Source organism: Sphingomonas sp. Sphisp66 (assembly GCF_047324325.1).
In the GTDB taxonomy this organism is placed as follows: domain Bacteria; phylum Pseudomonadota; class Alphaproteobacteria; order Sphingomonadales; family Sphingomonadaceae; genus Sphingomonas.
Genome location: NZ_CP168508.1, coordinates 1856589 through 1879870 on the forward strand (window position 1 = coordinate 1856589; position 23282 = coordinate 1879870).

Below are 23282 nucleotides of genomic sequence, written 5' to 3' on the forward strand. Positions count from 1 at the left end.
AAACCAAGTGACCCCTGAAAAAGAACTCCTGTTCCTCGCGCTCGGCGGCTCGGGCGAGATCGGCATGAACGTCAATCTCTATGGCTGCCAGGGCAAGTGGCTGATGGTCGATTGCGGCATCACCTTCGGCACCCCGGAATATCCGGGCATCGACGTGATCCTGCCCGACCTGCAGTTCATCGAGGAGCGGCTCGACGACCTGCTCGGTATCGTGCTGACGCATGGCCATGAAGACCATATCGGCGCGCTGCCCTATCTGGCGGGCGAACTGGACGTGCCGCTCTATGCCACCCCGTTCACCGCCGGCCTGATCCGCGGCAAGCTCGAGGAAGAGGGCCTTGAGGAGAAGGTCGAGCTCAACGTCGTCGACGAGGAGGGGCCGTTCAACCTCGGGCCGTTCCGGATCACCTATACGCCGCTCGCCCATTCGATCCCCGAGGGCAATGCGGTGCTGATCGAGACGCCCTATGGCAGCGTGTTCCACACCGGCGACTGGAAGCTGGACGACGCCCCGGCGCTGGGCGGTGCCTCGACCGCCGAGGAGCTGACCGCGATCGGCGACAAGGGCGTGCTCGCCTTGGTCTGCGACTCGACCAATGTCTTCAATCCCGAGGCCTCGGGATCTGAGGCGGCGGTCCGTGAGGGGCTCGACCAGGTCATCGGCGCTGCCAAAGGCCGGGTGCTGGTCACTACCTTCGCGTCCAACGCCGCCCGCCTGCAGACGCTGGGCGAGGTCGCCCGCGACACCGGGCGCGAGCTGTGCGTCGCCGGGCGCTCGCTCGACCGGATCATCCGCGTCGCCAAGCAGACCGGCTATCTGCGCGACTTCCCCGAGACGGTGGACTTCGAGGCGGCGATGGCGCTGCCGGCGAACAAGGTGCTGATCGTCGCCACCGGCGGCCAGGGCGAGCCGCGCGCCGCGCTCAACCGCATCGCCGAGGGCAGCCATGTCCTCAAGGTGCATGAAGGCGATACGGTGGTATTCTCCTCGCGCCAGATCCCCGGCAACGAGATCGCGATCGGGCGGATCATGAACACGCTGGCCGCCAAGGGCGTCGAGCTGATCACCGACCGCCAGGCCTTCATCCATGTCTCCGGCCATCCGGGCCGCCCCGAGCTGGCCGAGATGTACAAGTGGATCCGGCCCGAGGTCGTCGTGCCGGTGCACGGCGAGGTCCGCCACATGTACGAGCAGGCCCGCTTCGCGCTCGAGCAGGGCGTGCCGAGGGCGATCCGCCAGGTGAATGGCGACATCATCCGCCTGGCGCCCGACGGCCCGTCCAAGATCGGCGAGGCGCCGGTGGGGCGGCTCGTGCTCGACGGCGACATCATCCTGCCGGCCGACGGCACGACGATCACCGAGCGGCGGCGCGTGGCGCTCTACGGCCAGATCAGCGCGGCGGTGGTGATCCGCAATGGCAAGCTCGCCGGCGAGCCGCAGATCCGCCTGCAGGGCATTCCCGTCGAGGAAGACCGCGAGGACTTCATCGCCGAGGCGTCCGAGGCCGCGCGCGAAGCCGTGAAGAAGGACGGCAAGGGCGATATCGAGCGGCTGCGCGAGTCGGTCCGCCTGGCGGTGCGCCGCGCCGCGGTGCGCTACACGGGCAAGAAGCCCGTGGTGGACGTGCTGATCATCGAGCAATAGCCGATAGTCGTCATCCCGGCTTTCGCCGGGATGACGATCTGCTATCACCGCACGATGCCCTGGAAGTCCGCGCTCGCCATCTATTTCCTGTTCTGGGCCTTCTCGGTGTTCCTCGTCCTGCCGTTCGGCGTGCGGACGAGCGAGGAGGCGGGGGTGGCGCTGGTGCCGGGCCAGGCGCCGAGCGCCCCGCACGAGTTCAACGCCGGGCGGATCGCCAGGTGCACGACCATCGTGGCGACGATCCTGTTCGCGCTCTTCTACCTCAACTACGTCAATGGCTGGGTGACCAGCGACATGCTCGACTGGTGGTCGCAGGTGCAGCCGGGGAACGCTGCGTAGCGCTTCCTACGCGGGGGTGTCGGCCCGACTCGGCAAAGTACACGAAGTACACGCCAAAGCCGGGTTTTCGCGGCGGCAAGATTGCAAGCATCGTGCACAGGGTGGTTCGGGGCATCGATGCCGCGCAATATCGTTGCGCCGATGAAGTCCTATTTTTCCTACGGGTCAAAGAGCGGCCGGGCAGGCGCCGGACCGCGGGAGGGAAACAGGCGAAATCCTATTTTGCAAGGTGTCGGCGCCCAAACCGTCCGCTCCCCTCCCTGGAAGGGAGGGGTTAGGGGTGGGTGGATGTACGCGATATTGCTCCCGAGCATCTCGCGGCTTCCGTAAGGCCTGGACGCAACCCACTCCCGGCCCCTCCCTTCCAGGGAGGGGAGCTTGATGGCCTACTCGGCCTCGCCGTAGGTGATCCGGTCGATCCCAATATTCGTCGAGGTTCATCAGCGCATCGGCGAACGCCGTCGGAAGCTCGGGGCCGCGCCCGGTCTCGCGGGCTACTTCGATCGCGGTGGGCAGCAGCAGGAAGCTGTAGCCCAGCGGACCCACCAGGGCTCGGCTTCCGGATCCTCCTGCGGCTCCGGCGCTGCAGCGAGTTCGCGCAGCAGCGCGGGGATGTCGCCGGCAGCGCCATAGGCGTGCTGAAGGCTTCCCCAGCGGGGATCGTCGAGCGCCAGCACGGGAAACCTAGGTCCGCAGACGTTCGATTGCCTGGGCGAGGGCGACGTAGAGCTTGCCCATGTCCGAGGAGAGCAGCGTCACGCCCATCGGCGAGCCGTCGCGCAGGGCCAGGATCTGCCGCAGCATCGCCTCGAAATCGTGGATGTAGCGGTTCACATTGTCGCGGAAATCGTCGTCGTTTTCGTAGAGACGGTGGATCTCGCGCGTGTCCGAGGGATCGAGCAGGCGTACCGCGCGGCGGGTGAAGACGCCGCGGTCGCCCTTGAGATAGGCGGCCCAGGCGCTGTCGGTCACGTCCGCCGAAAAGGCCTTGGTGATGTCGATCGAGGCCGAGTTGAGCGCTTCGATCAGCAGCGAGACCCGGCGCGCGAAATTGTCGCTGTCCGACTCCTCGCGCTCCTTGCGGCCCTCGGCGATGCGGGCTTCGACCTGGGCAGTGGTGTCGGCGAGCGAGACCATCTGCTGGGTGAGCCGCTCGGAGGCGCGGGTCGCGGCGTTGACTGCGGCCTCGGTCGTCTCGGCGAGATCGGTGAGCTGGCGGCGGATCGAAGCGTCGACCGCGCGGCGCAGCGCGTCGCCGGCGGCCTCCTCGATCGCCCGCTCGGCATGCGGCACGATGCCGGCCAGCGTCTCGCGGGCATGGTTGGCGGCTGCGCTGGAAGTCTCACGGACGCTGAGCAGCGCCTCGACCAGCTGCGGCGCGGCGCTCTCGGCGAAGCGGCGGGTGGTGGCGATGGTCTCGTCGACGATCGCGCCGAGCTGCTGGGCCTGCTCGCCGCCGGTCGCCAGCGTCTCGAGCAGCGAGGCCTGGGTCTTGGCGAGCGTGTCGCGCTGCTGGCCGACCACGTCGGCGATCGCCTCGATCGCGTCGTGGGTGCTCTCGGCGGCAGTGACCAAGGCGAGCAGCTCGGGCTTGGAGGCTGCGACGACCTGGCGGCTCGCGTTGATCCGCGCGTCGAGCCGGGCCAGCGCCTCGGGCAGGGTCTCGTCGATCTCGCGGGCCGAGGCATCGAGCGCGGTGAGCAGATCCTCGGAGGTGCCGATCACCTTCTGCGCGGTCTCGTCGCCGACGGTGAGGGCGATCGTCATCGCCTCGACCGAGCCGTGCAGCGCGCTCATTGAGGCGGCGAGGTTGCGGGTGCGCTCGGTGCCGGCGACATGGAGGTCGTCCATCGCGCGGTCGAGCCGATCGACGCCGGTCGCCAGCCCTTCGAACAGCGCGTCGCCGCGGCCCTGCTCCTCGGCGATGCGGCTGCCGATGCGGCCGATCGCTTCCTCGATCGCGGCCATGCGGGTGCCCATCGCCTCGATGCTGTCACGCCCGGCGCGATCGAGCGCAGCCTGGTTGGCGGAGAGCATGGCGAGGATCGCCTCGCCCTGGGTGGTGATGCCCTTGCGTGCCTCGTCCACGGCATGGGCGGCGCGGTCGAGCACGGCATCGACTTCGGTCGACATCTCGCCGGTGACCTGCTCGAGCCGGGCGCTGGCGGTCTCGCTGGTCGCCTCCATCCGGGCGATGTGCGCGGCTAGACGGTCGGCAGCGCCGCCGGCGATCTGATCGGCTTCGCGCCCACGCTCGGAAAGCGCGGAAAGCTGAGTGTCGAGCGCGGCGGCGCGCTCGCTGGCGAGCAGGCCGGCGGCATCGACCCGGTCGGACAGGCCACGCATCTCCTCATGCGCCTTGGGCAGCGAGGAGAGGACGACCGATACGCGGTGCTCGGCATCGGCTGTGGCTTCGCTGAAATGGCGGGTGCTGGCGTCGATCGAGCGGGCGTGCTGGGCGGCGCTGTTCGAGGCGCTTTCGAGCCGCTCCGAGGCGCGCTCGCCCATCGCGATCAGGATATTGGTCTGCTCGGCGAGCGAGGCGCGATTCTCCTCGATCTTGCGCGAGAGCGTGGCGACGACCCGCTCCAGGCTCGCCGCCTCGGCGCGCATCGCCCGGGCAGTGGCGCCGAAGCGCTGCGCCTCGGCGCGGCTCGTGCGGAGTGCGAGGAGACAGAGGATGCCGATCAGCGCGGGCGGGACGCAGAGCGCGGCGATCAGCTCGACCAGCCGGATCGGCTCGATCGCCGCGCCGAAGCTGGCGCGCAGCAGCCAGCCCATTGCGCCGAACCAGCCCAGCACGGCGAGGATGGCAAGGGCAGGGAGGATCCAGCCGGCGCTGCGGCGCGGCGCTTCCTCCGTGTCCTCGACCTCGTCATAAGCCAGTGGCTCCACCGCCACGGGGGCGGTGGTTTCGGACAGGGCCAGCTCTTCCGCGTCTTCATTCGCGGCCAGCGGCTCGGCAGGTTTTCCCCCAATCATATGGTGCATTTACCACATTTCGCCGTGGCTCCAACATTTGCGCGACTTACGTATGGAAACGCGGCGTTAACGGTGGGCGGATTAGGCTATGCGAATGGCGTACGATCCCGGTGCAATCGATGCGACGCTCGCGGCGGCGGTGGGTGACGAACCCGCGCTGATCGCCGAGCTGCGCGAGGCGTTTCTTGAAAGCGTGCAACGCTGCATCGAGACGATGAAGTCCGCCGACAATCCGGATGGCTGGGCCGCCGCGGCGCTGCGCCTGAAGGGCCTTTCCGCCAGCTTCGGCGCGGTCCGGCTGATGGCGCTGGCCAATGAAGCCGCCAATGGACAGGCGCATGACGGTGCGATACTCCGTCGTCTCCATCGGGCAGTCGACCGGCTCTAAAGAAACCGGCGCATGCGGAGTCCCGATCCAACAAGGGATCGAACACGCATGCGCACGCGCCTTGGCCTGACTTCGCTTTTTCTGGTTTCCATGCTCGGCGCGGCGAGCGCGCATGCGCAGGAGGCCGCCAGGCCCGCGCCTGTGCAGGACGGCAGCATCGTCGTCACCGGGCAGGAGCCCAAGCCGATCAAGCGCGCCCAGCGCTATATCCGCCAGGTGCTGGACGTCGACGATGGCCAGCTGGCGCGCTTCGTCGAGCCGGTCTGTCCCGAGGTGATCGGCCTGCCCGATCGGTTCAAGGCGCCGATCGAGAACCGGTTCCGCATCGTCGCCGGGGCCGCCTCGGTCCGCCTCGCGCCGGACCCGTGCAAGTCGAACCTGATGATCGTGTTCGCCGACAATGCCGATGCGCTGATCGCGACGATGCGCAAGCGGCGCAATCCGGTGTTCGCCAATCTGGACGACGGGGCGCTGGCGGACGCGTTCAAGGCGGGGCCGATCCATGCCTGGCGCCTGGTCGTGACGCGCGACGAGGCGGGCAATGTGACCAATTCGAGCACCGACATGGACCCGGACAACATGCCGGTGATGGAGGGCGACACCCAGGCGATCACGATCAACGCCGTGGTGGTGATGGACCGCAAGGTGGCGCTGGGCAAGTCGGTGCGCCAGCTCGCCGATTATGTAGTGATGCGCACCCTGGTGGGGGCGCGGCCGCCGGCGAAGGGATCGATCGCGGCGCCTTCGATCCTGTCGCTGTTCGATCCCGCCGTGGCACCGGCTCCTGCGGAGATCACCGACATGGACATCGGGCTGCTCGCCGGGCTCTACAAGCTGCGCAATCCGTACGAGCAGGGCGGGGACCAGGCCTGGCGGATCTCGCGGGGCATGGTTTCGGGGAAGCAGCGGTAGTTTCGCAATCCTCCCCCGCCAGGGGGAGGTGTCAGGCCCCGCGTCAGCGGGGGATGACGGAGGGGGGAGCGAGACGATGGTGGGTCGCTGACCTCCCCCTCCGTCACGCTTCGCGTGCCACCTCCCCCTTGCGGGGGAGGATTGGGGTCTGCTCAGCGCTTGCGGCTGAGCTCGCGCATCGCCTCGTCGAGGCCGGCCAAAGTGAGCGGGTACATGCGGTCGTTCAGCAGCTCGCGCAGGATCTTCACCGACTGGGTATAGCCCCATTGCTCGCGCGGGATCGGGTTGAGCCAGACCGCGGCGGGATAGGTGTTGAGGGCGCGCTGCATCCAGACGGCGCCCGCCTCCTCGTTGAAATGCTCGACCGAGCCGCCGGGATGGGTGATCTCATAGGCGCTCATCGAGGCGTCGCCGACGAAGACCAGCTTATAGTCATGGCCGTATTTGTGGAGGATGTCCCAGGTGGGCGTGCGCTCCTGGAAGCGGCGGCGATTGTCCTTCCACACGCCTTCGTACAGGCAGTTGTGGAAATAGAAGAATTCGAGGTTCTTGAACTCGCTGGTCGCGGCGGAGAACAGCTCCTCGCAGAGCTTGATGAACGGGTCCATCGACCCGCCGACATCGAGGAAGAGCAGCAGCTTCACGGCATTGTGCCGCTCGGGGCGCATATGGACGTCTAGCCAGCCCTGCTTGGCGGTACCCTCGATCGTCGCGTCGATGTCGAGCTCGTCGGCGGCGCCTTCGCGGGCGAAGCGGCGCAGGCGGCGGAGCGCGACCTTGATGTTGCGGGTGCCGAGCTCGCGGGTGGAATCGAGGTTGCGGAACTCGCGCTGGTCCCAGACCTTGAGCGCGCGCTTGTGCTTGCTCTCGCCGCCGATGCGGACGCCTTCGGGGTTGTAGCCGCTATTGCCATAGGGCGACGTGCCGCCGGTGCCGATCCACTTGCTGCCGCCCTGGTGGCGCGCATGCTGCTCCTCGATCCGCTTCTTGAGCGTCTCCATGATCTCTTCCCACGAGCCGAGCGACTGGATCTGCGCCATTTCCTCGGGCGTCAGATATTTCTCGGCGATGGCGCGCAGCCATTCCTCGGGGATCTCGGCGGGAGCGACGCCATAGCTGGTGGCGACGCCGCGAAACACCTTGGCGAAGACCTGGTCGAACCGGTCGAGCAGCCCCTCGTCCTTCACATAGGTGGCGCGGGCGAGATAGTAGAAGGCCTCGGGCGTCTGCTCGATCACGCCGCGGTCGAGCGCCTCGAGCAGGATGAGATGCTCCTTGAGGCTGGCGGGAATGCCCGCGGCGCGCAGCTCGTCGAGGAAGGAGAGGAACATGGCCCTCTTCTAGGGCTGGAGCGCGTACAGCGTCCAGTGGCTGCCGGACAGGCCGTAGGACTGGGCGCGGGCGATCGGGCGGTAGAGGCGCCCGCAGCGCCGCGAGGCGGCGGGGAAGGCCTCGCCATCGGGCCGGTCGAGGAACAGGAAGGGCGCGGGGCCACAGGACTTCTCGACGATGACGAGGGGATAGGCCTGTTCGGCGGAGGCGACCTGGAGGATCGCCTTGCCGGTGGGGCGGTCGAGGATCACCCGGGTCCCGGCGGGCGCGTGCGCCGCCATCGCCCGGATCGCCCCGCCGGGATCACCGCGCCGGGCATGGATGATGCGGGCATCCTCGATCAGGCCGCCGATCAGGACGGCGGCCAGTCCGGCGCGGGCCAGCCATCGGCGCCAGCCCGGCATGGGCAGCGCGATCGCGATCATCTCGCCCAGCATCAGCAGCAGCGCGAGGCAGGCGACGAGATAGTAGCGGGGGAAGCCGGTGTTGCCGGCGTGGAGCAGCGCCAGCGCGAGCGGGAAGGCGAGGATGGCGAGCCGGCTGAACGCGGTGCGCCGCGCGCCCAAGCCCGGGGCGAGCAGCACCAGCGCCGGGACCAGCGCGAGCCACCAGGGGGTGATCACCGGCCAGCCGAGCGTGCTGCCGAAGCCGAGGACGAGTGCGTGGAGGAAGGGCAGCCAGGCAAAGGGATCGTAGCGGCCGAACTGGAAGCCGGTGCGGCTCGCCGCCGCCGCGCCCAGCACGATCGCCACGACCAGCGCCAGCGCCAGGATCGAGGGCCAGAGCAGGGCGAGGCTCTGCTTCAGCGCCTTCACGAAACCCTCGCGCTGCCACAGCGCGAAGCCGATCCAGCCGGCCAGTGCGCAGAAGCCGAAGACGATGGTGAGCTGCGACAGCGCGCCGAGGAAGAAGCACAGCGCCAGCGCGGTCGCCGGGCTGCGCTCGGCCTCGCCGGCGAGCCAGCGATCGGTCAGCAGGAGGGCGACGAGGAAGGCCAGGGCCATCGGCGCATAGCCGCGCGCTTCCGATCCCAAAGTCACCAGCATCGGCGAGACGGCGAACAGCGCCGCGGTCACCAGGCCGAACAGCGTGCCGCGCCGCCAGCCGATCAGTCCGGCGACGTAGATGGCGGCGGTGCCGGTGAGGATCGCCGGGGCGCGGGCGAGCAGCGGATCGGCGCCCAGCCCGACCAGCTGGAGCCAGAGCGAGTTGAGATGGTGGTTGTTGTCGTGGTTGATCTGGACGAACACGCCGATCGGGGTGCCGGCCTCGTGCGCGAGGACCGCGGACCAGGCCTCGTCGAGCCACAGCGCGCCCCGGGCGGCGGCGATGCGCAGGGCCAGGCCGAGCAGGATGATGGCGGCGAACAGCCATTGGGCGCGGCGCCGTGCGATGTCTTCCCCCATGCGACCTTCATGCGGCAGCGCGGGACCGGCGGCAAGCTCAGCGGGTAACGTAGGCGTCGATCAGCGAGCCGACATAATCGGGCTGGCGGGCGGTGAGCTCGGCCGAGGGGCGGGCCTTGCGCACGGTGCCGGGCGCGTTGCGGTCCGGTGTGCCGTAGATGAAGCCGTGCGCGGGGTAGATCGAGCTGCCCAGGCCGTTGCGGTCGCGGTACCAGACCTTGACCAGGCTCCAGTCGCCGCGCTCGGAGACGTCGAACAGGGTGACGTCCTGCTCGGCATGGCCGCGCTCGCCACCCACCCGCGACCAGTTGGCATGGGTGATCATCAGCACGCGCTTCTCGACGATGCGGCTGACCACCGCGACATGGCCGAGCGGCAGGCGCGCGCTCTTCGAGAAGGCGAGGACGGCGCCGACCTTCGGGGTCTGGCCGCGCTGGTAGCGATCCCTGGCCTGGTCCCACCAGGTCCAGGCATCGCCATAGATCTGTATGCCAGAGGCCTGACGCGCGAAGGGCACGCACTCGCCGACATATTCGAGAAGGGATTGTGCGCCGGCAGGCGCCGCGGCGGACAACGCGGCGGCAAGCAGCACGGAGAACGCAACACGCTTACGCATACTCGGGACCCATACAAGGTCCCCCCCAAGCGGACGGTATCCGGGGGTGGTTTAAAAGGGGTTAACCCTGTTGTTCACCGAAAGGGGCGTAGTCCGGGTATTCGTCCGTCAGCCGGCGTCGCGCCTCGCGATCCGGTGCCGCCGGTAACGAGAGGCGTGGCGGGTAGGGCATCTCTTCGACACCGTCGAACGGGCCACAGGCTCTGGCCACATCTGCCAGTCTGCGCATGATCTCCGGAAACTCGCCATCGCCCTCTATAATCAGCGCATCGACCAGGGGGCATGCCGTCGGCACGCCATTGGCCCAGCTCGCGGCAGTCGCGGCGATCCCGTCCTGCTCGAGCAGTATGACGCCCGCGACGTAGAGATCATCGCCCAGTCTCTCCTGAAGCGTTTCGGCGGAGGCGCCATAGCTCCAGGTCCGTTGATATTGGACGAGGTTGCGGAGTGCCTGGGGGTGATCCTGATGTACGGGGAACACGCGCCACGCGCCGTCCTGATACTCAATGGGCGTGAGCGAGACCGCGCGCTCGTTCTCTGGAAAGTCCTGCCAGGCATATTCGGCAATCATGCGCAGCCCGTCGAGGTCTTCGCTGCCCGTCACTAGTACCGCAGAGCGGGATTCCACAATCGCCACCGGATTCCCCTTTACCGGCAGCTGCGCAATAAGGTCCGGGAGCAGAATCCGGGAGGCGTCGTAATAGTCCTGGCATAGCGACACGAACGTGCCTTCCGCCAAGGGGCCAAACTTGTGTTCACGTTCGTCGAGATGTGCAACTGCGAGCCCGAGCGCATCGTCGAAGCTGACGCCAAGCTCCGCGAGCAGTTCATCCGTCACCAGACTGATGCTGTTTGGCGAATCCAGCGCCAGCATCAGCAGCATCGTATCGCAAAAAGGCCGCGCCGAGTTCTGATGCGGAAAATCTCCCGATATGCCGGCGGTCGCCACCAGCATGTCTGCGCGAGCGCGCAGCACCGGCAACAGCATATCAAGTGCGGCGTCGCCCCGGGGCTGCGGCTTTTCGCGGTCAAGGATGAAGCCGACCATATTGGCGATGTGCCCACCCCGATCCTCGGCAGGGAGGCGCTGATACTCGATGAATGAATTGTGCAGGAAGGTCTTGTGCGGGTGATCTCCCTGCCCGCGACCTATCTCGAACGCGACCGGGTCATATCCGGCGACGAAGGACGGTGCCGCCTTCTTCAGCGCCCGGAGTAACAACTCGGCAAACCTGTCTTCCTCCCGCTTCGGAGTGCCACCGCCGAATAGCTTGTGAAAGAATTTCATCAGTCTGCCGATCGGACCGCGAGCACCGGAGCCGGGGGCTGGCGGGGGAAGGTCTCCAGCGTCGGATCGACATGCGCCCAGGCGGGGGCGTCGTCGGTCCAGATCGCCACCTGCGGGGTCAGGCCGTGCGGCGCATCGAGGAAGCCGAGGCGCATGGTGCGGAATTGCGGGCGGGCGGAGCTCTGCGCCATCACCGGGGTGCCGCACAGGCCGCAGAAGCTCTGGGTCAGCGTGTTGCCGCTGTCGGCGACATAGCTGGTGGTGGTCAGCGTGCCGCTCAGCTCGAGGTCGTCGGTGGCGAAGATCGCGTTGGTGGTCGGCGAGCCCGCGGCCAGGCGCTGGCACTGGCGGCACCAGCATTGGCGCACCGCGACGGGTTCGCCGGCGATCGTGGCGGTGACCGCGCCGCAGGCGCAGCTGCCGGTATAGGGCATCAGGCCTTGCCCTGCTGGCGGCGGGCCATGAAGGCGAGGCGTTCGAACAGCATCACGTCCTGCTCGTTCTTGAGCAGCGCGCCGTGGAGCGGCGGGATCGCCTTGGTCGGGTCCTTGTTCTGTAGCACCTCGAGCGGCATTTCCTCGTGGAGGAGCAGCTTGAGCCAGTCGAGCAGCTCGGACGTCGAAGGCTTCTTCTTGAGGCCGGGGACCTCGCGGATCTCGTAGAAGATATCCATCGCCCTGGAGACGAGGATCTTCTGGATGCCGGGGAAGTGGACGTCGACGATCGCCTGCATCGTCTCACGGTCCGGGAACTTGATGTAATGGAAGAAGCAGCGGCGCAGGAAGGCGTCGGGCAGTTCTTTCTCGTTGTTCGAGGTGATCACCACGATCGGGCGCTCGGCGGCGCGGACGGTTTCGTGGGTCTCGTAGACATGGAATTCCATCCGATCGAGCTCCTGGAGGAGATCGTTGGGGAATTCGATGTCGGCCTTGTCGATCTCGTCGATCAGCAGGACCGGGAGCTGGGGCGCGGTGAACGCCTCCCACAGCTTGCCCTTGCGGATATAGTTGGAGATCTCATGGACTCGCGGATCGCCGAGCTGGCCGTCGCGGAGACGCGCGACCGCGTCATATTCGTACAGGCCCTGCTGCGCCTTGGTGGTCGACTTGACGTTCCATTCGATCAGCGGCGCGCCGACGGCCTTGGCGATCTCATAGGCCAGCACGGTCTTGCCGGTGCCGGGCTCGCCCTTGACGAGGAGGGGGCGCCGCAGGGTGACGGCGGCATTGACCGCGACCTTCAGGTCCTCGGTCGCGACATAGCTTTGGGTGCCTTCGAAACGCATGACGTATTCGAAAAGGGGGGCGGGGCGGGGAGGCAACCACTATGTTCCCCTTCCGCTTGCGGGAGGGGTCAGGGGAGGGAGTGTAAATCTCTAAATGGGTGCTCGCGGCCAGTTCAGGCCCTCCCCCGGCCCCTCCCGCAAGCGGAAGGGGAGTAGAAGGAGGCTACTGCTTGTCGCGGGCCGAGGCGCGGGCTTCGAGCAGGTCCCAGAGACCGCGATGCTGGGCGAAGAGCTGCTGGGCGCCGAACAGCATGGCGCGCTCGAGCATGCCTTCGCGGACCAAAGTGTCGACCACCGTCACCGTCTCCTCGGCGAGCGGCAGCTGCGAGGGCGGGGGCGCCAGGCCCAGCCGTTCGGCGGCGGCGTCGAGCGTCTCGCGGATCACTGCCCAGTCCATCGCCAGCGCGATCGCCGCGCCGGTGGCGCAGCCTGCGCGGTCCGACTGGGCGAGCATGTCGATGGCATGGCGCTGCGCGGCGGTGGCCGCTTCGCTCTCGGCATGGCCGGGCGTGCTGGGCAGCGGACCGGCAGCGGCGACGATGCGGACGAGATAGGCGCGCTCGATCACGAAGGCGTCGGCCGCAGCCTCCAGCCAGTCGCGCTCGATGCCGAGCCGGGCATGGCCCAGCGCATGATCGATCACGCCGGGATGGCGGCCATGGAGCAGGCAGATGTGGTGGACCGCGTCCGACAGGTCGCGCAGCGGCTCCTCGTTGCGGGCGAGGCGCTGGAGATAGGGGTGATTGGCGCTGCCATCGGAGGCGATGAGCGCCCCCATCGAGCCCCAGGCACCGCCCAATCGCGCAACTTGTACGGAATCAAACGGCATAAGCCCCTACGTCCTCCTGCGGCCCCATGCCGGCGGGCAGGTTCTGCAACCCGGGGATATACCGAAGCACGTAAAGACGCGGTGAATGCCGAATTTACTGTGGATAAACCACGTGTTCCCGCACCGTTCCGGGGAGAAAACGAAAACGCCCCGGAAACAAGTTCCGAGGCGTTCCGATAGTATCCGCGAAGATTTCCGAAGTTACTGGTCGAGGAACGACCGCATCTTCCGGCTGCGCGAGGGATGCTTGAGCTTGCGCAGCGCCTTGGCCTCGATCTGGCGGATGCGCTCGCGGGTGACCGAGAACTGCTGGCCGACTTCCTCGAGCGTGTGATCGGTGTTCATGCCGATGCCGAAGCGCATGCGCAGCACGCGCTCCTCGCGCGGAGTGAGCGAGGCAAGGACGCGGGTGACCGTTTCCTTGAGGTTCGCCTGGATCGCGGCGTCCACCGGGATGACGGCGTTCTTGTCCTCGATGAAGTCGCCCAGGTGCGAATCCTCCTCGTCGCCGATCGGCGTTTCGAGGCTGATCGGCTCCTTGGCGATCTTCATCACCTTGCGCACCTTCTCGAGCGGCATGCTCAGGCGCTCGGCCATTTCCTCCGGCGTGGGCTCGCGGCCCTGCTCGTGGAGGAACTGGCGGCTGGTGCGGACCAGCTTGTTGATCGTCTCGATCATGTGGACCGGGATACGGATCGTGCGTGCCTGATCGGCGATCGAGCGGGTGATCGCCTGGCGGATCCACCAGGTGGCGTAGGTCGAGAACTTGTAGCCGCGGCGATATTCGAACTTATCGACCGCCTTCATCAGGCCGATATTGCCCTCCTGGATGAGATCCAGGAACTGCAGGCCGCGATTGGTGTATTTCTTGGCGATCGAGATCACGAGGCGGAGATTGGCCTCGACCATCTCCTTCTTCGCGATACGCGCCTCGCGCTCGCCCTTCTGCACCATGTTGACGATGCGGCGGAACTCGGCGAGCGCCATGCCCGTCGACTGCGAGATCTCGGAGATCTCGATGCGGATGCGATCGACAGCGGCGGCCTCGTTCGCGGCAAACGCCGCCCACTTCTTGTCGAGGCCCTGGACCGACTGCAGCCACTGCTCGTCGAGCTCGTGATCGACATAGCGATCGAGGAAGTCCTTGCGGCTGACCTTGTGCCGCTCGGCAAGGCGCAGCATCTGGCCGCCCAGCGCGGTGAGGCGCCGGTTGAAGCTGTAGAGCTGGTCGACGAGATATTCGATCTTCTGCTGGTGGAACTGGACCGATTCGACCTCGGCCGTCAGCTCCTCGCGCAGCTTCTGATACTTCTTCTCCTCCGAAGCGACGAGCTCGCCGCCAGCAGCCATCGCGTCGAGGCGCTGGAGCTGCATCTTGGAGAATTTCTTGTAGATTGACGTGATGTTGGCGAACTTCTCGAGCGCCTGCGGCTTGAGCGTCTCTTCCATCTGGGCGAGGCTGAGGGTGTTGTCCTCCTCCTCGTCGTCCGACGGCCGCGGGGTGCGGCGCTCGGTCATCGAGTCCTCGTCCTCGTCGTCCTGGACTTCCTCGACTTCCTCTTCCTCCTTGTAGGAGGCGCCGGCGGTCTTCTCGCTGATCTCGCCGTTATCGTCTTCCTCGGCGCCTTCGACCTGCTCGGCCGACGGACCCTTGGAGAGCATGGCGTCGAGATCGAGGATCTCGCGCAGCTGCATCGTGCCTTCGTTGAGGGCGTTCGACCAGCCGATGATCGCGTTGAAGGTGATCGGCGATTCGCACAGGCCGAGGATCATCGTGTCGCGGCCGGCCTCGATGCGCTTCGCGATCGCGATCTCGCCTTCGCGCGACAGGAGCTCCACGGCGCCCATCTCGCGCAGGTACATGCGCACCGGATCGTCGGTACGATCGACGGTTTCCTTCTTCTTGGTCTCGAAGGCAGGCGCCGAATCGTCGCCGCTGTCGCTCGACTCGGCTTCGTCCTGGCTGTCGTCCTCGGGCTCGGCGTCCTCGCCGGCTTCCTCATTCTCGACGACGTTGACGCCCATGTCGTTGAGCGCCGCCATCACGTCCTCGATCTGCTCCGAGGACATCTGGTCCTGCGGAAGCATCTCGTTGAGCTGATCGACGGTGATGTAGCCGCGCTTCTTCGCCCGCGCGACGAGCTTCTTGATCGAACCTTCGTTCAGATCGATCAGCGGCGCGTCACCCGCCTCATTGCCCTCGGTGACGTCCGCCATGTTCGCCTTGGCCATTCAAATCCTCGAAACTTGGATGGCGGCAATTATACGCCGCCCTAATCCTCGAAATTCTCGTCGTCCGCAAGCATCAGATTCGCGAGGCGCGTTTCCAGCTCCTGGCGCTGCCTGAGCAGAGCCGTTTGCCGGGCGAACGCCTCGTCGTCGAAACGCTCGAGCATCACAGCCGTTGCCTCTGCCAGCGCCGCGTCCACCGCGGGGCGCGCCACCATCACTGCGATCGCCTCGTTCAGGTCTTCGCGCGCCTTCTTTTCCTCGGCTTCGGGCCGGGTAAAGGAGAAGGGCAGGGTATCGGCCCGGAGCAGCTCGCTCGCCATCTGATCGAAACCGGACTTCGCCAATATGGTGAGTACCTTGGTTCTATCAAGCTGCCTATCCTCCAGCGCGACATCGACCACCGCCTCGAACAATTTGCCGAGCGCGCCGGAGGCACCGCGAAGACTGCCGAGCACTTCCATGTGGCGGGCGATTTCTGCCGGGTGACGGATCAGTCCGGAAAGGACGGCCTTGGCGAGGATCGGATCGAGCCCGCCGGCCTGGAGCGAGCGGGTCTGCTGGGTGAGCGGCGGCTCGGGCGGAAGCCAGTTGCCGCGCTTGTCACGCTTGCCCCGGGCCGGGGCGGGGCCGGCGCTACGCTGGGGGCGATTCTCGAAATTGCGCGGGCCGCGACCGAAATGCTGGTCGGCGCGGGCGCGGAACTCGGCGAGATATTCGTGCTTCACGTTCGAGTCGCCGATGCTGTCGGCGAGCGCGGCGAGGCGGCGCTTGAGGCCGGCGCGCTGTTCAGGCGTGTCGAGCGGCTCGGCGGCGATCTCGCTTTCCCACAGGCGGTCGACCAGCGGCTGGGCCTTGGCGAGCAGCGCCTCGAAGGCGGCAGGCCCCTGGGCACGGACGAGGTCGTCGGGATCGAGGCCGTCGGGCAGGGTGACGAAGGCGAGGCTGCGGCCGGGCTCGAGCATCGGCATGGCGCGATGCGCGGCGCGGATCGCCGCCTTCTGCCCGGCCGAGTCGCCGTCGAAGCAGAGCAGGGGAACGTCGGCGATTCGCCAGAGCCGTTCGAGCTGATGCTCGGTCATCGCGGTGCCGAGCGGGGCGACCGCTTCGGCGAAACCGGCCTGGGCCAGCGCGATCACGTCCATATAACCCTCGACCGCGATGATCCGGCCGGACTTGCGGGCGGCTGCCTGGGCGCGGTCGAGATTGTAGAGGGTGCGGCCCTTGTCGAAGAGCGGGGTCTCGGGGGAGTTGAGATATTTCGGCTCGCCCTCGCCGATGATGCGGCCGCCGAATGCAATGGTGCGGCCGCGCACGTCGCGGATCGGGATCATCAGACGGCCGCGGAAGCGGTCGTAGGGGTCTTTCTTCTCCACGGAGATCAGGAGCCCGGCCTCGACCAGCATCGGATCGCCATAGGCCTTGAGGGCATCCTTGAGCTTGCCGCGCGAATCGGGGGAATAGCCCATGCCGAAGGTGCGGGCGGTCTCCTCCGAGATGCCGCGCTTCTTGAGCACCGCGCGGGCCTCGGCGCCCTCGATGCCGTTCAGCTTGTCGACGAAGAACTTGGCGGCGTCCTCCATCGCCTCGTGCAGGCCCTTGGCGCGCTCGGCCTTTTCGGCGCTGCGGCGATCCTGCTCGGGCATCTCCATCCCGGCTGCCTGGACCAGCTCCTTCACCGCATCGATGAAGGGCAGGCCGCGCTGGTCGGTCATCCAGCGGATCGCATCGCCATGCGCGCCGCACCCGAAGCAATGGTAGAAGCCCTTGTCGTCGTTGACGTAGAAGCTCGGCGTCTTCTCGTTGTGGAACGGGCAGCAGGCACGGAACTCGCGCCCTGCCTTCTGGAGCTTGGTCGTCTTGGCGATCAGTCCGGACAGCAGCGTGCGGGCGCGGAGTTCGTCGAGGAAGGCGGGGGTGAGGGACACCTACTCCCCCTCCCTTCCAAGGGAGGGGGGCGGGGGGAGGGTGAGTCCCCGATTCCATTGACGCACGGCAAGCCCCCGCGCCCGAGAAGCTATCGTTTCGAGCACGCCATCAATGTTGGTCGAGACTTCATGATTGGTGAAGCGAAGCACTGTGTAGCCGAGTTGTCCCAAGCCGATGTCACGATCACGATCGGCATCAGGAATGTGGGTGTCGCCGTCGATTTCCACCACGAGCCCAATGCCCGCGGCGCAAAAATCAACGATGCACGGTTCTATGACGTGCTGGAAACGGAACTTGATGCCTTCCAGCTGCGATGCCCTGAGCCGCTGCCAGAGCTTGTATTCCATAGGCGTGGGATTCTGGCGAAGTTCCTTCGCGCGTGCCTGCATCCACTGCTTGCTTTGCGTGAACACTCACCCACCCCCCAACCCCCTCCCTTGGAAGGGAGGGGGAGTTTAGCATGTCCTCAGCTCAACGCCGCCTTCACCAGCCCGCTGGCCTTGCTCATGTCGAGCGTCGTCGCATGCCGCGCCTTCAGTTCGGCCATCACGCGGCCCATGTCCTTCATGCCCGAAGCGCCCAGCTCGGCCTTGATCGCCTCGATCGCGGCGGTGGTCTCTTCGTCGCTCATCTGGGCGGGGAGGAACCGCTCGATCACCGCGACCTCAGCCTTCTCGGCGTCGGCGAGCTCCTGGCGGCCGCCCTTTTCGAACATCTCGATCGATTCGCGGCGCTGCTTCACCATTTTCTGCAGCACCTCGATCACCAGCGCGTCGTCGTCCATCTGGACCGACTTGGTGCGCTCTTCGATGTCGCGGTTCTTGATCGCGCTCTGGATCAGGCTGATGGCGCCGCGGGCCTCCTTGTCGCCGGCTTTCATGGCGGTGATCTGGGCGGCCTTGATATCGTCTCGGATCATTTCGTCTCTCGTGAATCGGGAATTGACCCCGCAATAGACCCGCGAACCGGTTGACGCGAGGGGGGTAGGGGTCTAGCGGGCGGCACTTAGCGACATTGCTGCACCTCAAATGGAGAGCCACCCACAAATGGCCGACGCCACGCCTACGCCTATGCCTGCCGGAGCTACCGGTGTTCTGGTTTTGGCGTCGGGGGACGTGATTTGGGGCCGTGGCTTCGGTGCCGAAGGCCAGGCGGTGGGCGAAGTCTGCTTCCACACCGCGATGACCGGCTATCAGGAGATCATGACTGACCCGTCCTTCGCGGGCCAGATCATCAACTTCACCTTCCCGCACATTGGCAATGTCGGCGCCAACCCCGACGATATCGAGGCGGACGATCCCCATGCGCTGGGCATGATCGTGCGCGAGGACGTGACCGAGCCGAGCAACTTCCGGTCGACCGAGCATCTCGATGCCTGGATGAAGAAGCATGCGCGGATCGGCCTGTCGGGCATCGACACCCGCGCGCTGACTCGCCGCATCCGCCTTGCCGGCGCGCCCAACGGCGTGATCGCGCATTCGGTCGAGGGCAAGTTCGACATTCCGCTGCTGCTCGAGATGGCGCGCGCCTGGCCGGGCCTGGAGGGCATGGACCTGGCGATCACGGTGACCGCCGAGACCCATTATGGCTGGGAAGGCGGCGTCTGGCGCCTGGGCTTCGGTTATGACGACGGCGGCCAGGAAGATACCCGCCCGCATGTCGTCGCGCTCGATTATGGCTCGAAGCGCAACATCTTCCGCAACCTGGTCCAGGCCGGCGCCAAGGTCACCGTGCTGCCGGCACAGGCGACGTTCGAGCAGATCATGGCGTTCAACCCGGACGGCTTCTTCCTGTCGAACGGCCCGGGGGATCCCGCTGCGACCGGCGAATATGCCGTGCCGGTGATCCGTCAGCTGCTCGAGACCGGCAAGCCGCTGTTCGGCATCTGCCTCGGCCACCAGCTCCTGGGTCTGGCCGTGGGTGCCGAGACCACCAAGATGTTCCAGGGCCATCGCGGCGCCAACCATCCGGTCAAGCGGCTGGAAGACGGCGCGGTGGAGATCACCAGCATGAACCACGGCTTCGCGGTCGAGCGCGAGACGCTCCCCGAGAACGCCCGCGAGACGCATGTGTCGCTGTTCGACGGCTCCAACGCTGGCATCGAGCTGACTGATCGCCCGGCTTTCAGCGTCCAGTACCATCCCGAGGCGAGCCCGGGTCCGCAGGACAGTCTGTATCTGTTCGAGCGGTTCGTGGGGATGATGGGCAAGTGATGGCGAAAGCCTTAATTGCACTCTTTGGAATGCCCCTCGCCGGTTGTCAGGCTTCAGCGCCCCCGCTTTCCGCCCTGCCGGAACGCGCTTTTGTGGTGAGATATGAGCAATTTTCACTCGGTGGATCATATCTTCGCATGGCGCGCGGTGAGAAGCCGGACCAAGATTTGCACGGTAACGCCGTGGAAGATGCGGCCATCTGCACAATATCCGATGTTCGTGTCTTAACTCTCGATCCGGGCAACATTCACGGCGCGACGGTTGTGCTGTTATTGCCCGCAAGCACCCGCAAAGAAGTTCTGGCGTGTGTGAAGGACCGATTGCCGCCGGAGGCAAAAATCGAAGGTCCTGTAGAAATCAAAAGCCTAGTTGAGGCGACGAAAAGATAATGCCAAAACGCACCGACATCTCCTCCATCCTCGTCATTGGCGCCGGTCCGATCGTGATCGGCCAGGCCTGCGAGTTCGATTATTCGGGCACGCAGGCGATCAAGGCGCTCAAGGAAGAGGGCTATCGCATCGTCCTGGTCAATTCGAACCCGGCGACGATCATGACCGATCCCGAGCTGGCCGACGCCACCTATGTCGAGCCGATCACGCCGGCGATCGTCGCCAAGATCATCGAGAAGGAGCGCCCCGATGCGGTGCTGCCGACGATGGGCGGGCAGACCGCGCTCAACACCGCGCTCGCCCTCGCCAATGACGGCACGCTGGAGAAGTTCGGCTGCATCATGATCGGCGCGGACGCCGAGGCGATCGACAAGGCCGAGGACCGGCTGAAGTTCAAGGACGCGATGACCAAGATCGGGCTCGAAAGCGCCCGCTCGGCGATCGCGCATACCGAGGCCGAGGCGCTGGCCGGGCTCGAGCATGTCGGCCTGCCGGCGATCATCCGCCCCAGCTTCACCATGGGCGGCTCGGGCGGCGGCATCGCGTACAACCGCGAGGAATTCATCGCCATCGTGCGGACGGGCCTCGACCTGTCGCCGACCACCGAGGTGCTGATCGAGGAATCGCTCCTCGGTTGGAAGGAATATGAGATGGAGGTTGTCCGCGATCGCAAGGACAACGCCATCATCGTGTGCAGCATCGAGAATGTCGATGCGATGGGCACGCACACCGGTGACTCGATCACCGTCGCCCCGGCGCTGACGCTGACCGACAAGGAATACCAGATCATGCGCAATGCATCGATCGCGGTGCTCCGCGAAATCGGCGTGGAAACCGGTGGCTCGAACGTGCAGTTCGCAGTGAATCCGAAGGACGGCCGCCTGATCGTCATCGAGATGAACCCGCGCGTGTCGCGTTCGTCGGCGCTGGCATCGAAGGCGACCGGCTTCCCGATCGCCAAGGTCGCGGCCAAGCTGGCGGTGGGCTACACGCTCGACGAGATCGACAACGACATCACCGGCGCCACCCCGGCGTCGTTCGAGCCGACGATCGATTACGTCGTCACCAAGATCCCGCGCTTCGCCTTCGAGAAGTTCAAGGGCGCCGAGCCGACGCTCGGCACCGCGATGAAGTCGGTCGGCGAAGTGATGGCGATCGGTCGCAACATCCATGAATCGATGCAGAAGGCACTGCGCGGTCTGGAGACCGGCCTGAGCGGATTCAACAATGTCGACAAGCTCGCCGGTGCGCCGCGCGACGAGATCGAGGCGGCGCTGGCCGTCCGCTCGCCCGACCGGCTGCTGATCGCCGCCCAGGCGCTGCGCGAGGGCTTCACCGTGCGCGAGGTCTGCGCGATCGGCCAGTACGACCCGTGGTTCATGGAGCGCCTGGCCGAGATCATCGCGGCCGAGGCCGAGGTGATGGAAAAGGGCCTGCCGCAGGACGCGCTGGGCATGCGCCGCCTGAAGGCGATGGGCTTCAGCGACAAGCGCCTGGCCTTCCTCGCGCTAAAGTCGGCGAACCTGCGCGCGGGCACCGATGCCATGGCCAAGTCGTCGGGCCTGATCGGCGAGGTCGTCAAGGCGATGACCGGCGGCGTGACCGAGAATGACGTGCGTGCGCACCGCCACAAGCTCGGCGTGCGCCCGGTGTTCAAGCGGATCGACACCTGCGCGGCCGAGTTCGAGGCGAAGACGCCGTACATGTATTCGACCTACGAGGCGCCGAGCTTCGGCGAGCCCGAGAACGAGGCGGCGCCGAGCGACCGCAAGAAGATCGTGATCCTGGGCGGCGGTCCGAACCGCATCGGCCAGGGTATCGAGTTCGACTATTGCTGCTGCCATGCCTGCTTCGCGCTGGCGGACGCGGGCTATGAGACGATCATGGTCAACTGCAACCCGGAGACGGTGAGCACCGACTATGACACCTCGGATCGCCTTTATTTCGAGCCGCTGACCGCCGAGGACGTGCTGGAGATCCTGCACGTCGAGCAGCAAAAGGGCGAGCTGGTCGGCGTGATCGTCCAGTTCGGCGGCCAGACCCCGCTCAACCTCGCCAAGGCGCTGGAAGATGCCGGGATTCCGATCCTGGGTACTTCGCCCGACGCGATCGACCTGGCCGAGGACCGCGAGCGCTTTGCCGACCTGGTGGAGAAGCTTGACCTCAAGCAGCCGGCGAACGGCCTGGCCCGCACCCGCGACGAGGCGGTGAAGATCGCCGAGCGGATCGGCTATCCAGTGCTGATGCGGCCGAGCTATGTGCTGGGCGGTCGCGCGATGGAGATCGTCGACTCCACCCAGCAGCTTGACGACTATATCCAGACCGCCGTGCAGGTCTCGGGCGACAGCCCCGTGCTGATCGACCAGTATCTGCGCGATGCCGTCGAGGTGGACGTGGACGCCATTTCCGATGGCACCGACGTGGTTGTCGCGGGTGTGCTCCAGCATATCGAGGAAGCCGGCGTCCATTCGGGCGACAGCGCCTGCTCGATCCCGCCCTACAGCCTGCCCGCCGAGATCATCGCCGAGATCGAGCGCCAGACCGAAGCCCTGGCGCGGGCGCTCAAGGTCAAGGGCCTGATGAACATCCAGTTCGCGGTGAAGGACGGCGAGGTCTACCTGATCGAGGTGAACCCGCGTGCCTCGCGCACCGTACCGTTCGTCGCCAAGGCGATCGGCATCCCGGTCGCCAAGATCGCCAGCCGCGTGATGGCGGGCGAGAAGCTGGCCGACCTGCCGACGATCGACCGCAACATCGATTATATCGCGGTCAAGGAAGCGGTGTTCCCGTTCAACAAGTTCCCGGGTGTCGACCCGGTGCTTTCCCCCGAGATGAAGTCGACGGGCGAGGTTATGGGCATCGACCTGGACTTCGCGACCAGCTTCGCCAAGGCGCAGCTGGGGGCGGGGACGACCTTGCCGAGCGCGGGCCGCCTGTTCGTCAGCGTCAAGGACACTGACAAGCCGGTGATCCTGCCGGGCGTGCGCCTGCTCACCGAGCTGGGTTTCTCGATCGTGGCGACCGGTGGCACTGCCGATTACCTCGAGGCCGAGGGCATCAAGGTCGAGCGCGTGAACAAGGTGGCCCAGGGCCGCCCGCACATCGTCGATCGCATCCTGGACGGGGACATCGCACTGATCTTCAACACGACCGAAGGCTGGCAGTCGCTCAAGGATTCGTCGGACATCCGCCGCTCGGCGCTCAACCTCAAGATCCCGTATTTCACCACGGCGCAGGCAAGCGTCGCTGCGGCGCGGGCGATCGAGGCACTGTCGAAGCACAGCCTGGACGTGCGGCCGCTGCAGGAATTCTACGCGAGCCGGGGCTGACCTTCTCCCCTCCCGCACGCGGGAGGGGGTAAGAGCGGCTTGTCCCGCACCATAACTTTCCTAGCCTTGCGGAGCGGACGCCGCAGGCTTATTATTCGCGTTCGCACAATTGATCTCCCCCATCAGTATCCATGTGCGGGCGTTCCCCCTGGGGGCGCTTGTGGGACGGGG

General features: G+C 66.4%; 19 protein-coding genes. 7 read left to right on the forward strand and 12 right to left on the reverse strand.

Features of this window, described 5'->3' with window-relative positions:
* Positions 1-7: 7 nt before the first annotated feature.
* Positions 8-1645, forward strand: coding sequence for a ribonuclease J (locus ACEN8G_RS09070; protein WP_413414663.1), 1638 nt, complete (start codon positions 8-10; stop codon positions 1643-1645).
* 54 nt (positions 1646-1699) lie between these two features.
* Positions 1700-1984: a DUF1467 family protein gene (locus tag ACEN8G_RS09075; RefSeq protein ID WP_413414675.1), complete on the forward strand. Its 285-nt coding sequence runs from the start codon at positions 1700-1702 to the stop codon at positions 1982-1984.
* A 684-nt stretch (positions 1985-2668) separates the two neighbouring features.
* Here ACEN8G_RS09075 and ACEN8G_RS09080 read toward each other — a convergent pair.
* The gene (locus ACEN8G_RS09080) at positions 2669-4975 is read right to left on the reverse strand and encodes a hypothetical protein (RefSeq protein ID WP_413414664.1); all 2307 of its coding nucleotides are present in this window, start codon (positions 4973-4975) and stop codon (positions 2669-2671) included.
* 85 nt (positions 4976-5060) lie between these two features.
* Here ACEN8G_RS09080 and ACEN8G_RS09085 point away from each other — a divergent pair, with 85 nt between their 5' ends.
* Complete coding sequence (locus tag ACEN8G_RS09085; RefSeq protein WP_307119264.1) at positions 5061-5354, forward strand: Hpt domain-containing protein; 294 nt, start codon at positions 5061-5063, stop codon at positions 5352-5354.
* Between the two features lie 48 nt (positions 5355-5402).
* On the forward strand, positions 5403-6266 hold the full coding sequence (locus ACEN8G_RS09090; RefSeq protein ID WP_413414665.1) for a hypothetical protein: 864 nt from the start codon (positions 5403-5405) through the stop codon (positions 6264-6266).
* 152 nt (positions 6267-6418) lie between these two features.
* Here the strand turns inward: ACEN8G_RS09090 and ACEN8G_RS09095 are convergent, their stop codons facing one another.
* From ACEN8G_RS09095 to ACEN8G_RS09145, 11 genes are all read right to left on the reverse strand, one after another.
* Positions 6419-7597 (reverse strand): vWA domain-containing protein, encoded by a 1179-nt coding sequence (locus tag ACEN8G_RS09095; protein ID WP_413414666.1) that lies wholly within the window; start codon positions 7595-7597, stop codon positions 6419-6421.
* A gap of 9 nt (positions 7598-7606) precedes the next feature.
* Entirely contained in the window at positions 7607-9004 is a 1398-nt protein-coding gene (locus ACEN8G_RS09100) for a hypothetical protein (protein ID WP_413414667.1), read from the reverse strand.
* Between the two features lie 37 nt (positions 9005-9041).
* Positions 9042-9620: a CHAP domain-containing protein gene (locus ACEN8G_RS09105; RefSeq protein ID WP_413414668.1), complete on the reverse strand. Its 579-nt coding sequence runs from the start codon at positions 9618-9620 to the stop codon at positions 9042-9044.
* Positions 9621-9681: 61 nt separating this feature from the next.
* Positions 9682-10908, reverse strand: coding sequence for a hypothetical protein (locus ACEN8G_RS09110; protein WP_413414669.1), 1227 nt, complete (start codon positions 10906-10908; stop codon positions 9682-9684).
* On the reverse strand, positions 10908-11342 hold the full coding sequence (locus tag ACEN8G_RS09115; protein WP_413414670.1) for a GFA family protein: 435 nt from the start codon (positions 11340-11342) through the stop codon (positions 10908-10910). Before ACEN8G_RS09115 ends, ACEN8G_RS09110 begins: the two co-directional genes overlap by 1 nt.
* Positions 11342-12193: an AAA family ATPase gene (locus ACEN8G_RS09120; protein WP_307119258.1), complete on the reverse strand. Its 852-nt coding sequence runs from the start codon at positions 12191-12193 to the stop codon at positions 11342-11344. Before ACEN8G_RS09120 ends, ACEN8G_RS09115 begins: the two co-directional genes overlap by 1 nt.
* Positions 12194-12356: 163 nt before the next feature.
* Complete coding sequence (locus ACEN8G_RS09125; protein WP_307119257.1) at positions 12357-12971, reverse strand: DUF6975 family protein; 615 nt, start codon at positions 12969-12971, stop codon at positions 12357-12359.
* Between the two features lie 252 nt (positions 12972-13223).
* Positions 13224-15254 (reverse strand): RNA polymerase sigma factor RpoD, encoded by a 2031-nt coding sequence (gene rpoD / locus ACEN8G_RS09130; protein ID WP_307119256.1) that lies wholly within the window; start codon positions 15252-15254, stop codon positions 13224-13226.
* Positions 15255-15295: 41 nt separating this feature from the next.
* A complete protein-coding gene (gene dnaG, locus ACEN8G_RS09135; RefSeq protein WP_413419017.1) occupies positions 15296-17179 on the reverse strand; it encodes a DNA primase in 1884 nt (627 codons plus the stop codon).
* Positions 17180-17593: an endonuclease domain-containing protein gene (locus ACEN8G_RS09140; RefSeq protein ID WP_413415809.1), complete on the reverse strand. Its 414-nt coding sequence runs from the start codon at positions 17591-17593 to the stop codon at positions 17180-17182. It abuts the gene before it with no gap.
* 53 nt (positions 17594-17646) lie between these two features.
* Positions 17647-18099 (reverse strand): GatB/YqeY domain-containing protein, encoded by a 453-nt coding sequence (locus tag ACEN8G_RS09145; RefSeq protein WP_413415808.1) that lies wholly within the window; start codon positions 18097-18099, stop codon positions 17647-17649.
* Between the two features lie 127 nt (positions 18100-18226).
* Here ACEN8G_RS09145 and carA point away from each other — a divergent pair, with 127 nt between their 5' ends.
* From carA to carB, 3 genes are read left to right on the forward strand one after another with little or no spacing between them, the layout of a single operon-like run.
* Entirely contained in the window at positions 18227-19393 is a 1167-nt protein-coding gene (carA, locus tag ACEN8G_RS09150) for a glutamine-hydrolyzing carbamoyl-phosphate synthase small subunit (protein ID WP_413415807.1), read from the forward strand.
* Positions 19390-19782 carry a hypothetical protein gene (locus tag ACEN8G_RS09155; RefSeq protein ID WP_413415806.1) on the forward strand — a complete coding sequence of 131 codons (393 nt, stop codon included), beginning with the start codon at positions 19390-19392 and terminating at the stop codon, positions 19780-19782. Before carA ends, ACEN8G_RS09155 begins: the two co-directional genes overlap by 4 nt.
* On the forward strand, positions 19782-23111 hold the full coding sequence (gene carB, locus ACEN8G_RS09160) for a carbamoyl-phosphate synthase large subunit (RefSeq protein WP_413415805.1): 3330 nt from the start codon (positions 19782-19784) through the stop codon (positions 23109-23111). The genes ACEN8G_RS09155 and carB overlap by 1 nt, the downstream gene beginning before the upstream one ends.
* Positions 23112-23282 lie beyond the last annotated feature (171 nt).

Excerpts from the sequence above, each read along its gene's own strand:
- ACEN8G_RS09075 (WP_413414675.1), top strand. The coding sequence starts at position 1,700 with ATGCCCTGGAAGTCCGCGCTCGCCATCTATTTCCTGTTCTGGGCCTTC.
- ACEN8G_RS09080 (WP_413414664.1), bottom strand. The coding sequence starts at position 4,975 with ATGCACCATATGATTGGGGGAAAACCTGCCGAGCCGCTGGCCGCGAAT.
- ACEN8G_RS09085 (WP_307119264.1), top strand. The coding sequence starts at position 5,061 with ATGGCGTACGATCCCGGTGCAATCGATGCGACGCTCGCGGCGGCGGTG.
- ACEN8G_RS09090 (WP_413414665.1), top strand. The coding sequence starts at position 5,403 with ATGCGCACGCGCCTTGGCCTGACTTCGCTTTTTCTGGTTTCCATGCTC.
- ACEN8G_RS09095 (WP_413414666.1), bottom strand. The coding sequence starts at position 7,597 with ATGTTCCTCTCCTTCCTCGACGAGCTGCGCGCCGCGGGCATTCCCGCC.
- ACEN8G_RS09100 (WP_413414667.1), bottom strand. The coding sequence starts at position 9,004 with ATGGGGGAAGACATCGCACGGCGCCGCGCCCAATGGCTGTTCGCCGCC.
- ACEN8G_RS09105 (WP_413414668.1), bottom strand. The coding sequence starts at position 9,620 with ATGCGTAAGCGTGTTGCGTTCTCCGTGCTGCTTGCCGCCGCGTTGTCC.
- ACEN8G_RS09110 (WP_413414669.1), bottom strand. The coding sequence starts at position 10,908 with ATGAAATTCTTTCACAAGCTATTCGGCGGTGGCACTCCGAAGCGGGAG.
- ACEN8G_RS09115 (WP_413414670.1), bottom strand. The coding sequence starts at position 11,342 with ATGCCCTATACCGGCAGCTGCGCCTGCGGCGCGGTCACCGCCACGATC.
- ACEN8G_RS09120 (WP_307119258.1), bottom strand. The coding sequence starts at position 12,193 with ATGCGTTTCGAAGGCACCCAAAGCTATGTCGCGACCGAGGACCTGAAG.
- ACEN8G_RS09125 (WP_307119257.1), bottom strand. The coding sequence starts at position 12,971 with ATGGGGGCGCTCATCGCCTCCGATGGCAGCGCCAATCACCCCTATCTC.
- rpoD (WP_307119256.1), bottom strand. The coding sequence starts at position 15,254 with ATGGCCAAGGCGAACATGGCGGACGTCACCGAGGGCAATGAGGCGGGT.
- ACEN8G_RS09145 (WP_413415808.1), bottom strand. The coding sequence starts at position 18,099 with ATGATCCGAGACGATATCAAGGCCGCCCAGATCACCGCCATGAAAGCC.
- carA (WP_413415807.1), top strand. The coding sequence starts at position 18,227 with ATGGCCGACGCCACGCCTACGCCTATGCCTGCCGGAGCTACCGGTGTT.
- carB (WP_413415805.1), top strand. The coding sequence starts at position 19,782 with ATGCCAAAACGCACCGACATCTCCTCCATCCTCGTCATTGGCGCCGGT.